General features: G+C 72.0%; 12 protein-coding genes. 7 read left to right on the top strand and 5 right to left on the bottom strand.

Features of this window, described 5'->3' with window-relative positions:
- Both ACIQFX_RS37880 and ACIQFX_RS37875 read left to right on the top strand, forming a co-directional pair.
- Nucleotides 1-1,062, top strand: a 1,062-nt coding sequence (locus ACIQFX_RS37880; RefSeq protein ID WP_402472848.1) for an RHS repeat-associated core domain-containing protein, incomplete at its 5' end; no start/stop codon positions are given.
- A gap of 28 nt (nucleotides 1,063-1,090) precedes the next feature.
- The gene (locus ACIQFX_RS37875; RefSeq protein ID WP_402472846.1) at nucleotides 1,091-1,867 is read left to right on the top strand and encodes a DUF4253 domain-containing protein; all 777 of its coding nucleotides are present in this window, start codon (nucleotides 1,091-1,093) and stop codon (nucleotides 1,865-1,867) included.
- A gap of 6 nt (nucleotides 1,868-1,873) precedes the next feature.
- Here ACIQFX_RS37875 and ACIQFX_RS37870 read toward each other — a convergent pair whose 3' ends face one another.
- Nucleotides 1,874-2,542, bottom strand: coding sequence for a PhzF family phenazine biosynthesis protein (locus ACIQFX_RS37870; RefSeq protein ID WP_402472843.1), 669 nt, complete (start codon nucleotides 2,540-2,542; stop codon nucleotides 1,874-1,876).
- Nucleotides 2,543-2,863: 321 nt separating this feature from the next.
- Here ACIQFX_RS37870 and efeO point away from each other — a divergent pair, with 321 nt between their 5' ends.
- From efeO to ACIQFX_RS37850, 4 genes are read left to right on the top strand one after another with little or no spacing between them, the layout of a single operon-like run.
- Nucleotides 2,864-4,021 (top strand): iron uptake system protein EfeO, encoded by a 1,158-nt coding sequence (gene efeO, locus ACIQFX_RS37865; protein WP_402472842.1) that lies wholly within the window; start codon nucleotides 2,864-2,866, stop codon nucleotides 4,019-4,021.
- A gap of 29 nt (nucleotides 4,022-4,050) precedes the next feature.
- Nucleotides 4,051-5,325, top strand: a complete 1,275-nt coding sequence (gene efeB, locus ACIQFX_RS37860) for an iron uptake transporter deferrochelatase/peroxidase subunit (protein WP_402472839.1) — start codon at nucleotides 4,051-4,053, stop codon at nucleotides 5,323-5,325.
- Nucleotides 5,326-5,352: 27 nt separating this feature from the next.
- On the top strand, nucleotides 5,353-6,234 hold the full coding sequence (gene efeU, locus ACIQFX_RS37855; protein ID WP_402472836.1) for an iron uptake transporter permease EfeU: 882 nt from the start codon (nucleotides 5,353-5,355) through the stop codon (nucleotides 6,232-6,234).
- Nucleotides 6,191-7,276 carry a hypothetical protein gene (locus tag ACIQFX_RS37850; protein ID WP_402472833.1) on the top strand — a complete coding sequence of 362 codons (1,086 nt, stop codon included), beginning with the start codon at nucleotides 6,191-6,193 and terminating at the stop codon, nucleotides 7,274-7,276. The genes efeU and ACIQFX_RS37850 overlap by 44 nt, the downstream gene beginning before the upstream one ends.
- Nucleotides 7,277-7,390: 114 nt before the next feature.
- Here ACIQFX_RS37850 and ACIQFX_RS37845 read toward each other — a convergent pair whose 3' ends face one another.
- Together ACIQFX_RS37845 and ACIQFX_RS37840 are read right to left on the bottom strand one after the other, a co-directional pair.
- The gene (locus ACIQFX_RS37845) at nucleotides 7,391-8,170 is read right to left on the bottom strand and encodes a bifunctional DNA primase/polymerase (protein WP_402472831.1); all 780 of its coding nucleotides are present in this window, start codon (nucleotides 8,168-8,170) and stop codon (nucleotides 7,391-7,393) included.
- 113 nt (nucleotides 8,171-8,283) lie between these two features.
- Entirely contained in the window at nucleotides 8,284-8,916 is a 633-nt protein-coding gene (locus ACIQFX_RS37840; protein ID WP_402472829.1) for a TetR/AcrR family transcriptional regulator, read from the bottom strand.
- A gap of 178 nt (nucleotides 8,917-9,094) precedes the next feature.
- Between ACIQFX_RS37840 and ddaH the strand changes: the two genes are divergently transcribed.
- Nucleotides 9,095-9,925: a dimethylargininase gene (ddaH, locus tag ACIQFX_RS37835; RefSeq protein WP_402472826.1), complete on the top strand. Its 831-nt coding sequence runs from the start codon at nucleotides 9,095-9,097 to the stop codon at nucleotides 9,923-9,925.
- A gap of 15 nt (nucleotides 9,926-9,940) precedes the next feature.
- Here the strand turns inward: ddaH and ACIQFX_RS37830 are convergent, their stop codons facing one another.
- On the bottom strand, nucleotides 9,941-10,924 hold the full coding sequence (locus ACIQFX_RS37830) for a small ribosomal subunit Rsm22 family protein (protein ID WP_402472823.1): 984 nt from the start codon (nucleotides 10,922-10,924) through the stop codon (nucleotides 9,941-9,943).
- A 47-nt stretch (nucleotides 10,925-10,971) separates the two neighbouring features.
- Entirely contained in the window at nucleotides 10,972-11,424 is a 453-nt protein-coding gene (locus tag ACIQFX_RS37825; RefSeq protein ID WP_402472821.1) for a hemerythrin domain-containing protein, read from the bottom strand.
- Between the last annotated feature and the right edge of the window lie 54 nt (nucleotides 11,425-11,478).

Here is an 11,478-nt window from a genome sequence, read left to right as displayed (position 1 = left end):
CGCGGCGCCCAGCCCGCCACCTGGCGCGGCGACAAGGGCTTCGTCGGCGGCACCAAGGACGCCGACACCGGCCTCACCCACCTCGGCGCCCGCGAGTACGACCCGGCCATCGGCCGCTTCGTCTCCGTCGACCCCGTCATGGACCTGGCGGACCCGCAGCAGACCCACGGGTACACGTACTCCAACAACAACCCCGTCAATCTGTCGGACCCGAGCGGCCGCAAGCCGGCCGAGTGCGTCGAATTCGGCGTGACGTGCCGGTTCAGCACCACGACCGGCTGGGACGTCGGCGGTCAGGACTTCACGGACGATCCGTACGAGAAGACGCTCACCCACGCCACCGAGGATCAGGCGGACCGGAAGGCCCGAACCAACAAGAAGCTCGCGCACAAGCAGCGTGAGAAGCGCTTCTTCGAGATCTGGGTGCTGGAGAAGCACGAGTACGGCGAGGTCCTGGACAAGTACCGCGACGCGATGGAGTTGGGCTGCCGGGGCGCAGGCCGGGAGAGAATAGGCTGCAAGTGGAACAGCTACACCCAGGAGAACGGCATCGAGTTCTTCGGCTACGAGCTGACGGACGGATGGGACGACCACGTCAAGGACGTCCTGAGCCGGATCGACGAGTCCTGGATCTGGGCCGACGAGAGTCAGCCCAACCTGAAGAACAAGGACGTCCCTCTCAAGTTCACGGATAAGGAGTTCGAAGTCGCGTGGAAGCTCGCCAAGGAGGGCCACAACGTGGTCGCCCGGGGCGAGGGAAGAGCCAGGTCACGCTGGGCACCCGGCGGGGTCGGGTCGTTCGACGCCTGGGTCGACGGGATCCGTACCGAGTTCAAGGACCTTTCGCCGCAGGGCAAGAACCCGCGCAACTCCATTGCCAAGGAGATCCAGAGCGGCTGGAAGCAGGGTGCCGACGCCGTGATCGTCCGCCTTCGTGACCACGACGAGGAAATGGCGAGATCCGCGATCACCCAGGTGCGGAATTCGACCCAGAAGCCCGTCGGCCTCACCAGTATCCGCATCATCGGTGACGACTACGACATCACCGAGAACCTCCGCTAGCACCAGCTGGAAGACAGAGACCCGCCCCATGGACACAGACCACATCGTCGAAACCCTCCGAACGGCCGGATTCACCGTCCCTCGGGAAGGCGTGGAAGAGGCCCGCTCGCGTTCCGGAGCCCGTGTCCTGGGCCGCAGGATCACCGAGAGCGGTGCCGAGGCCATGTGGCGGGAGCTGTTGGCGGCGCGGGAGAGCACGGGTTTCCACCCGCTGCTCTCCCCGCTGTCCCCCGCGGAGCTGGTGGCGGGGGAACCCGCCGAGCCGGACGTCTTCGACGACCGGGCCGTGACGGCACCCCGTGAGATCGTCGCCGAGATCACGGCGGCGGCCCTTGAGGACTGCCTGTCCTACGCGGAGGACGAGGCGGGAGAGGAAGAGTGGCGGGCGGACTTCGACGCGGAACTGCTCGCCGAGCAGATCTCCCCCGTGGCCGAGACCGCTCGCGTCACCGACTTCCGGCCGGGCTGGCTGTGCCTGGTGGAGACCCGGGACGGCTGGGCCGTCCCGGGGATCCTGCCCGGGTATCCGTACGCGCCCGCCTGGTCCCACGGGCCGGAAGGCCGGCCGATGCTCGACTCGGACCACGCGGCCTTCCTGCACACCTGGCACGACCGGTTCGGAGCCGAGCTCATGTACGTGGCCGACCAGGTGCTGATCCTCGACGTGGCCTCGCCGCCGCAGGAATCGCCCGCGGTGGCCGAGACCGCGATCGAGCAGTACGCGTACTGCCCGGACGGCAACGACACCGCTTCCTGGGCGAACCGCTGGACCCGTTCCAGGACGTGGAAGTTCCTCTGGGACTGAGATGCCTCAGCGCGTGAGCGTGCCCTCCAGGCGGACCCGTCCGCCCAGCTCCACGATGCCGTCGGGACCGGGCGCGGTGAGCAGCTGCGAGCCGCGGCCCTGCGTGATGTTCAGGGCCCGGCCCAGTTCCGCGGTGAGGAGCAGCGCGGCCGCGCCGGTCGCCTCGTCCTCGTCGATGCCGTCGCCGCGCCCGGGGAACCCCCGCGCCCTGACCCGGCCCGCGGCCTCCTCCTCCCAGGCCCAGGCGTAGATCCACTCGCCCGGCTCGGGCACGTCGAGGGCCTCCACCTCGGCGGCGGAGCCGTACTGACGGAGCGTCCGGGGCGGCGCCCACTCGGCCCGCGCCTCGATCCAGGTGAACTCCCCGTCCCCGCGCACCCACACCTCGCCGGCCGGCGGGCAGACGACCTCCAGGTCGAGCAGCCAGGCGGCGCCGATGAGCGGGTAGCCGGCGAACGGCAGCCGCACGCTGGGCGTGTAGATGTCGATGATCCCGCGCTCCGGGTCGTCGACGAACACCGTCTCGCTGAAGCCGAGCTCCTTGGCGAGTGCCTGCCGAACGGCCTCGTCGGGGTACTCGCGCCCCTCCCGTACAACTCCGAGGGCGTTGCCGTGCCGTCCGTCGCCCGTACAGAAGACCCGGAGGACGTCGATGTCAGTGGCGGTCGTGTTCATGGCGGAATTCAACCACCCGTCGGTACGGCGGCAGGGCCGCACCCGCGGATCGGGGGAGGCGTTCCCGCGTCCGCGGACGGGAGCGCCCTCGTGGCACGGGGGCGACGCTCGCCGTACAGGCACGTCGGCGAAACCGGGGCAATTCTCCTTGCTTGACCAGTCCTTGACCAGTCCATGAGGGCTCCATGAAGCCCCTGTGACCCTGCCGTGTCCAGGTCGCCCGGCTTGAGAGCTGAATCACTGGACGGGCGGGTATCGCTCAGGTAAGCCTCGGTTAAGTTAGGTTCGCCTCACCCACGTCCCCGCGTTCCTGGAGCCCTCATGCGAGCCGTTCGCCTGTCCGTCGTCACCGCCGCCGTGACGGCGGCCGCCCTGACCGCCGTCACGGGCTGCGCCGAGAAGAGCGACTCCAAGGCCGGCGACGGCACCATCACGGTCGTCGCCAAGGACGACTCCTGCGAGGTCTCGAAGAAGGACTTCCCCGCCGGCCACGTGAAGCTGGCCGTCGAGAACCGCGGCTCCAAGGTCACCGAGGTCTACGTCCTCTTCCCGGACGACCGGATCGTCACCGAGCGCGAGAACATCGGCCCCGGCACCAAGGCCACCATCACCGCCGAGATCAAGGCCGGCGACTACGCCATCGCCTGCAAGCCCGGCATGAAGGGCGACGGCATCCGCCAGCAGGTCAAGGCGACCGGCAAGGACACCGCAGCCGCAAAGCGCTCCCCCGAGATGGACGCCGCCGTCGCCGCCTACCGCCAGTACGTCCAGGCGCAGGCCGACGAGACCCTCCCCAAGGTGAAGGTCTTCACCGACGCCGTCCGCGCCGGTGACGTCGAGGGCGCGAAGAAGGCCTACGCCGACTCCCGCATCGGCTGGGAGCGCACCGAGCCCGTCGCCGAGTCCTTCGGCGACATCGACCCCAAGGTCGACGTCCGCGAGGACGGCCTGGAGGACGGCCAGGACCCGGCGAAGGACTGGACCGGCTGGCACCGCCTGGAGAAGGCGCTGTGGCAGGACAAGAAGATCGGCGACCGCGAGAAGCAGCTCGCCGACCTCCTCGACAAGGACCTCGCGGACTGGGTGAAGCGCGTCGGCAAGGCCGAGATCACCCCGACCTCCATGGCCAACGGCGCCAAGGAGCTCCTGGACGAGGTCGCCACCGGCAAGGTCACCGGCGAGGAGGAGCGCTACTCCCACACCGACCTCGTCGACTTCAAGGCGAACGTCGAGGGCGCCCAGAAGTCCTTCGACCTGCTGAAGCCGGTCGCCACCAAGAACGACGCGAAGCTCGTCGCCGAACTCGACAAGCAGTTCGCCGCGCTGAACACGCTGCTCGACAAGTACCGCACGGACAAGAACAGCTACGTCTTCACCTCGTACGACAAGGTCGGCGAGGCCGAGCGCAAGGAGCTGTCCGACGGCGTCAACGCGCTGGCCGAGCCGCTCTCCAAGCTCGCCGCCGCGGTCGTCAAGTAGCAGCCGAAGAGCAGGGACGGGAGCAGGACATGTCCGAGGAGACCCAGGAGCGGCCGGCGGCCGAGGCCGCCGCGCCCTCCCGCCGCGCGGTCATCGGCTGGGGCGGCGCCGGGCTCGCGCTCGGTGCCGCCGCGGCCGGCGGCGCGGCCGCCGTGCTCACCCGCGACGGGGACTCCACCGCCCCCGTCGCCGACAGCGGCGCGGCCGTGCCGTTCCACGGCGCGCACCAGGCCGGCATCGCCACCGCCGTGCAGGACCGCCTGCACTTCGCGTCCTTCGACGTGCGGACGACGGACCGCGCCGAGCTGGTCCAGCTCCTCAAGGACTGGACGCGGGCCGCCGAGCGGATGACGGCCGGCGCCGAGGTCGGCGAGGGCGCGTACGGCGGCCTGCCGGAGGCTCCGCCGGACGACACGGGCGAGGCCCTCGGGCTCAAGCCCTCCCGTCTCACCCTCACCATCGGCTTCGGCCCCTCGCTCTTCGACGGGCGCTTCGGGCTGAAGGACAAGCGGCCCGGGGCCTTGGTGGACCTGCCCAGGTTCCCGGGCGACAACCTGGATCCGGCGCGCAGCGGCGGCGACCTCTGCGTGCAGGCCTGCGCGGACGACCCGCAGGTCGCCGTGCACGCCATCCGCAACCTCGCCCGGATCGGCTTCGGCAAGGTGGCGGTGCGCTGGTCGCAGCTCGGCTTCGGCAAGACGTCGTCGACGACCCCGGACGCCCAGACCCCGCGCAACCTCTTCGGCTTCAAGGACGGCACCCGCAACATCGCGGGCACCGACACCGAGCGGCTCGCGAAGCACGTGTGGGTCGCCGGCAAGGACGCCGAGGGCGCCGCTGCCTGGATGGACGGCGGCTCGTACCTCGTCGCCCGCCGCATCCGCATGAACGTCGAGACCTGGGACCGCACTCCGCTCGCCGAGCAGGAGGACATCTTCGGCCGCGACAAGCGCGAGGGCGCCCCCGTCGGCAAGGCCAGGGAGCACGACGAGCCGTTCCTGAAGGCGATGAAGCCGGACTCGCACGTCCGGCTCGCCCACCCGGACGGCAACAGCGGCGCGACGATCCTGCGCCGCGGCTACTCGTTCACCGACGGCACGGACGGCCTCGGCCGTCTGGAGGCAGGCCTGTTCTTCCTGGCGTACCAGAAGGACGTCCGCACCGGCTTCATCCCGGTGCAGACCTCGCTGGCCAAGGCCGACGCGCTCAACGAGTACATACAGCACGTGGGTTCGGCGCTCTTCGCCGTTCCGCCGGGCGTCCGCGACAAGGACGACTGGTGGGGCCGGGCGCTGTTCTCGTGACGGAGCTGACGGAGAAGGAGCACCGACGTGTTCGGTAACTATCTGATCGGCCTGCGCGAGGGCCTCGAGGCCAGCCTGGTCGTCTGCATCCTCATCGCGTACCTCGTGAAGACCGGGCGCCGGGACGCGCTGAAGCCGATCTGGATCGGCATCGGCGTGGCCGTCGGCGTGGCCCTGGCCTTCGGCGCCGGGCTGGAGTTCGGCTCGCAGGAGCTGACGTTCGAGGCGCAGGAGCTGCTCGGCGGCTCGCTGTCCGTCGTCGCCGTGGTCCTGGTGACCTGGATGGTCTTCTGGATGCGGCGGACGGCCCGGCACCTCAAGGCCGAGCTGCACGGGAGGCTGGACGCGGCCCTGCAGATGGGCACGGGCGCGCTGGTCGCCACCGCCTTCCTGGCGGTGGGCCGCGAGGGCCTGGAGACGGCGCTGTTCGTGTGGGCGTCGGTGCGGGCCTCCTCGGACGGCACGTACGCGCCGCTCGCCGGCGTGCTCCTCGGCCTGCTGACCGCGGTGCTCCTCGGCTGGCTGTTCTACCGGGGCGCGCTGAGGATCAACCTGGCGAAGTTCTTCACCTGGACCGGCGGCATGCTGGTCGTGGTGGCGGCGGGCGTCCTCGCGTACGGCGTGCACGACCTGCAGGAGGCGCGCTTCCTCGACGGCCTCGCGGACAAGGCCTTCGACATCTCGTCGACCGTCCCGCCGGACAGCTGGTACGGCACCCTCCTCAAGGGCGTCTTCAACTTCCAGCCGGATCCGACGGTCCTTCAGGTCACGGTGTGGGCGCTGTATCTGGTCCCGACGCTCGCACTGTTCCTGGCCCCGATAGGGTCGGGTCCGTCCGTGCGGGTGAAGAAGCAGAAGGCGACCGATGAGAAGGCTGAGGCTGCGGCGAACGCCGAGACTGCCGGTTGAGCCACTGACGACGGGATCGACGGAACGCAGGTCGGTGCGACCGCTCGCACACGGGCGGGTGCACCGGCCGGCGCGGCTGTTCGCGGCGACGGCGGCGGCGACCGTCCTGGCGCTGACCGCGAGCGGCTGTGTGACGGTGCACGGCGAGACGGCGCTGCTGCCGGCGGCGACGCAGGCCGAGGCGGCGCAGGCCCTGGCCGACTTCACCGCCGCCTACAACCGCGCCGACAAGGCGTACGACCCGGCCCTGGACGCGAACAGGGTCACCGGTCCCCTCGGGGCGATCAACCAGGCGGGGCTGCGCGCGCGGTCGGTCAACACCCCGGGCGGCAACAAGGACCACCAGCCCCTCGAACTGACGGACGCGCGCTTCTCGCTGCCCCGGAAGGCGGGCTGGCCGCGCTGGTTCGTCGCGGACACCGACTCCAACCGGGACGTCGACGGGGGCGCGGGCGACCAGCGCTGGCTCCTGGTCTTCGTCCGCAACGGGCCCGAGGAGCTGTGGGAGGCCGCCTACCTGTCCATCCTCGGCGCGCGCGAGGTGCCCGCGTTCGCGGAGGAGGCCGGGTACGCGGTGCCGGTCGCCGCGGACGGCGACGCGCTGGCGGTCGCGCCCGGGAAGCTCGGCACGGCGTTCGTGTCGTTCCTGAAGGACGGGCAGGGTCCGTTCGCGCCGGGCGCGCACACCACGCAGTGGCGGGAGCAGCGGCAGAAGACCGCCCAGCGGCCGGGCATCGCCACCCAGTACCTCGACCAGCCCACCGACCGGGGCGACTTCGCGCCGCTCGGGCTGCGGACGCGGGACGGCGGCGCGTTCGTCTTCTTCGCGACCCGGTTCTTCGAGCGGCAGACGACGGCGAAGGGCTACCGGCCCACGGTCGGCCCCGACGTCAAGGCGCTGCTGACCGGCGAGATCAAGAACACGGTCACCCGGGAGTGGGTGTCCAGCCTGACGGTGCTGGTGAAGCCGGCGGGCACGGACCAGGGTGCCGTCGCGGTCACGAGCCGGCTCCAGGGCGTGGTGGGCGCGGTGGGCTCGTAGCCCCACCCGGGCGGGCTCGCGGCCCCACCCACCGGCCGGAGCCGAGCGGGTCAACAGGCCAGCGGGTCAGCAGGCCAGCGGGTCAGCAGGCCAGCGGGTCAGCAGGCCAGCGGGTCAGCGGGTCAGCGGCCAGGCGATCTCGTGGGCGGTGTGCCCGCCGTCCCCGTCCGCCTCGCGCTCGGCCGCGTGGCGGGCGCAGGCGTCCTGGAGGGTCTCCAGGAGGTTCAGCGGGTCGGGCAGCGGGTGCTCGGGGCCGCGGACCCAGGCGACGACCGGATGGGCGTCCTCGTCCCCGGGGAGCCGGGCCGGCGGTACGAGCACGTAGCTGCCGCGGCAGTGCCAGCGCAGCCCGGGGTGCTCGTCCATCGTCTCGGGGTGGCAGTCGAGCTCACACGGCCACCACTCGTCCTCGTCCTCGGGGGTGCCGCGGGTGGCGGTGAAGAAGAGCATGCGCCCGCCGACCGTGTCGACGTCGGCGGACTCGGCGACGGGTCCGACCTCGACGCCCTCCGCGAGGAGGCGCTCCAGGGCGGCGCGGCCGGCGGCCAGCGGCACGTCGAGGACGTCGTGGACCATGCCGGTGGCGGTGACGAAGTTCGCGGCGGGCTCGTTCCTGGCCCAGCGCTCGATCTGGGCGCGGTCGGTGGTCGACTGCGTCTGCCAGGCGAAGGAGACGGGGTGCCGGGCCGGCGTCGGACAGCCGATCCGCTCACAGGAGCAGCTGTAGCCGACGGGGTACGCGGCGGGGGCCAGGGGCAGCCCGGCGGCGGCGGTGGCCAGGAGCAGCTTCTCGCGTTCGTTCTCGTCGTCGGCCGCCGTGCGTTTGGGGCGCCTGCGCAGCCACTGTGCGAGTTTGCTCTCCGTGCCGCGGTAGCGGCCGATACCGTCGCCCATCTATCCCCTCACACCTCATGCTCGCCCGTTCGGCTCTGCCCATGGTCCCACCATCCTGCGCTCCGGGTGACCGGAGTGCGGAACCGGGGTGCCCGCGAGATGTACCGGAGCCGTCAGGACCGCGGGGCGAGGCCGCGCACGGCGAGGTCGACGAGGGCGTCGGCGTAGGCGTGGGTGAGCGGCAGGGTGCGGTGGAGCCAGCGGTGGTGGAGCGGGCCGACGAGGAGTTCGACGGCGAGGCGGGGATCGGCGTCCGGATCGACCTGGCCCGCCGCCTGGGCGGCCTCGATGCGGCGGACGTAGTACCGGAGCTGGGGTTCGAGCAGGGCCTCGGTGAAGCGGGCGCCGAGTTCGGGGTCGACGATCCCCTCGGCGGCGAGGGCGCGGGTGGGGGCGTCGAAGGTGGGGTCGTTCATCTCGTCGACGGTGGCGCGCAGCACGTACCTGAGGTCGGCGGCGAGGTCCCCGGTGTCGGGGATCTCACTGTCGGCGGAGCCGCCCAGGGCCTCGTTGGCGCGGGCGGCGAGGTCGAGGAAGGCGTCGAGGAGGACGGCCGCCTTGGAGGGCCACCAACGGTAGATGGTCTGCTTGCCGACTCCGGCGCGGGCGGCGATGCCCTCGATGGTGGTCTTCGCGTAGCCGGTCTCGGAGACGAGGGCGAGGGCGGCGTCGAAGATGGCGCGGCGGGAGCGTTCGCTGCGGCGGGACGCGTCGGGGGCGGCCTTGGCGGGCCTGGGCTCGGACATGGCCCCAATCTAGCAGCGAGCGAGACGATACGTCTCGCCAAGGTCCGCGCTCCGCGCCGGCCGCTCCGGGCCGGGCCCGAACCACCCGAACGGTCCACTGCGCGAAGGCCGCCGAGAGCGGACCATGGGGTCCACCGATCTTCGGTTCTTCCGTCCACCCGTCCGTGAGGAGCCCTCATTGCGCCCCACTCCGCGCACGTCCTCGCCCCGCCGTTATCTGATGTGCCCACCCGCGCACTTCACGGTGACGTACTCCATCAACCCCTGGATGGACCCCACCAAACCGGTCGACCTGCCGCTCGCCCTCGCCCAGTGGGAGGACCTGCGCGACCGCTACCGCGCGCTCGGCCACACCGTGGAGCTCCTGGAGCCCGACCCGGCGCTGCCGGACATGGTCTTCGCGGCCAACGGCGCCACCGTCGTCGAGGGCCGGGTCCTCGGCGCCAGGTTCGCCCACCCGGAGCGGGCGCGCGAGGCCGACGCCCACCTGGCCTGGTTCCGCGGAAACGGTTGGGCGGACGACGCCGTCCGGGTCCCGGAGCACGTGAACGAGGGCGAGGGCGACTTCGCGGTCACCGCCTCCTGGATCCTCGCCGGCCGCGGCTTCCGCTCCAGCCCGCTCTCCCACGACGAGGCACAGGAGTTCTTCGGCCGCCCCGTGATCGGCCTCGAACTGGTGGACCCGCGCTACTACCACCTGGACACGGCGCTGTGCGTCCTGGACGACACCCGCGACGAGGTCATGTACTACCCGGACGCCTTCTCCCCCGGAAGCCGCGCGGTCCTCGCCCGGCTCTTCCCCGACGCGCTGATCGCGACGGAGGAGGACGCGGCGGCCCTCGGGCTCAACGCCGTCAGCGACGGCCTGCACGTCCTCCTGCCGCAGGCGGCGATCGGCCTCTTCGAACCGCTGCGCCACCGCGGCTTCGAGCCGGTCGGCATGGACCTGGGCGAACTCCTCAAGGGCGGCGGCAGCGTGAAGTGCTGCACCCAGGAGCTCAGGCCGTAAGGACCGTCTCGCCGATCATCCGTCGAGCTCGGGGGGCCAGGAGTCGCCCCACTCGGCGTCACGGGCCTGCTTGTACAGGGGTCCGTGGCGCTTGGTGACGGTGTCCCTGGCCAGTCCGTCGGGGCCGCACAGGTCGAGCAGCACCTGGCCCTTGCGGATCTGGGGCCTGCGGGTGACGCGGGAGACGGCGGGCGTCACCGGGAACCTGGTCGCGGCGACGTAGCTGTACTTCTCGTCCTCGTACGGCAGCGAACCGCCCTTGACCTGCCGGTGCAGCGAGGAGCGGCTGACCCGGGCCGAGAAGTGACACCAGTCCGTGCCCGGCACGATCGGGCAGGCCCCGCTGTGCGGGCAGGGCGCGGCGACGGTGAAGCCGGCGTCGACGAGCCGGGTGCGGGCCGCGATGATCCGCTCGTAGCCGTCGGGGGTGCCCGGCTCGACGATCAGGACCGCCCGGGCCACCCGCGCCGCCTCGTCCACGAGCGCCGTCCGGTCGGCCCCGGTCAGCTCCTTGAGGACGTACGAGACGGTGACGAGGTCGGTTTCGGCGAGGTCGAGGGCGGCGCCGATCCGCTCGCGCCGCCACTCGGCGTCCAGCGCCCCGGCAGCCAGCTCCCGGCCGAGCGCGAGGGCGGGCTCCGCCCAGTCGAGGACGGTGGTGCGCGGCGGCTCCTCCCCCCACGCCTCGGCGACGGCCCAGCTCGCCGCGCCGGTCCCGCCGCCGACGTCGGTGTGCGTACGCGGCGCCCAGTCGGGCGCGGTCTCCCGCAGGGCGCCCAGGGCGCCCCGTACCGCCTCGAAGGTCGCCGGCATCCGGTACGCGGCGTACGCGGCGACGTCGGAGCGGTCGCGCAGCACGGGGGCGTCCGTCGGGGTGGTCCCCCGGTAGTTGGCGATCAGCCGCTCGACGGCCTTGGCCGCCTGGCGGGGCGGCAGCCCGTCGAGGAGCCCGGCAAGAGCGGCGCGCAGGGACTCGGCGGAGGGAGGGGAGGCGTTCACCGAGACAGTCTAGGCGGGCGGGGTGCGGTGGCCCCTCCGAGCCGGGTTCAGCGGCCGTGGACCGTCTTCCAGGCGTCGATGGAGCGGTCCCACTGCTCGCCGGTGAGTTCGGTCAGGGAGGCCGGGAAGAGGCCGTCCTCCTCCTTGGCGATGTGGTCGTGGAGTTCGTCGACGGCGCGGACGAACTCGGCGCGCCGGGCGGCCGAGTCGAGGTCGAGCCCGGCCAGGAAGGCGGCGAGCTCGCGGTGCTCGCGGGCGAGGGCGTCGACGTACGCCGTGTACTCCTCGTTCTCGCGCATGACGGCGAACAGGCCGCGCTCCTCGCCCGCCCAGTGGTCGAGCAGCAGCACGGCCATCCGCTCCACGAGGGGCCGCGCGCGTTCCCGGTCCCCCGCGTCGAGCGCGCGGACCGCGTCCCCGGCGAGGTCGGTGATCGCCTCGTGCTCGGCGATGAACTCCTTGATCAGGGGGATCTCACGGCATCCGCAGTAGTGACACATGCCGCAGATCGTCACATCGCGGTCGGCGTGGCGGTCGGTGCCACACCGCCCGCC

Source organism: Streptomyces sp. NPDC093089 (assembly GCF_044754405.1).
Taxonomy (GTDB): Bacteria; Actinomycetota; Actinomycetes; order Streptomycetales; family Streptomycetaceae; genus Streptomyces.
The sequence above is the reverse complement of the archived record's forward strand: the minus strand, read 5'-3'. Positions and strand labels throughout refer to the sequence as shown.

Bases quoted from the DNA above. Each gene is read 5' to 3' on its own strand.
- ACIQFX_RS37875 (WP_402472846.1), top strand. From the start codon at position 1,091: ATGGACACAGACCACATCGTCGAAACCCTCCGAACGGCCGGATTCACC.
- ACIQFX_RS37870 (WP_402472843.1), bottom strand. From the start codon at position 2,542: ATGAACACGACCGCCACTGACATCGACGTCCTCCGGGTCTTCTGTACG.
- efeO (WP_402472842.1), top strand. From the start codon at position 2,864: ATGCGAGCCGTTCGCCTGTCCGTCGTCACCGCCGCCGTGACGGCGGCC.
- efeB (WP_402472839.1), top strand. From the start codon at position 4,051: ATGTCCGAGGAGACCCAGGAGCGGCCGGCGGCCGAGGCCGCCGCGCCC.
- ACIQFX_RS37850 (WP_402472833.1), top strand. From the start codon at position 6,191: ATGAGAAGGCTGAGGCTGCGGCGAACGCCGAGACTGCCGGTTGAGCCA.
- ACIQFX_RS37845 (WP_402472831.1), bottom strand. From the start codon at position 8,170: ATGGGCGACGGTATCGGCCGCTACCGCGGCACGGAGAGCAAACTCGCA.
- ACIQFX_RS37840 (WP_402472829.1), bottom strand. From the start codon at position 8,916: ATGTCCGAGCCCAGGCCCGCCAAGGCCGCCCCCGACGCGTCCCGCCGC.
- ACIQFX_RS37825 (WP_402472821.1), bottom strand. From the start codon at position 11,424: ATGTGTCACTACTGCGGATGCCGTGAGATCCCCCTGATCAAGGAGTTC.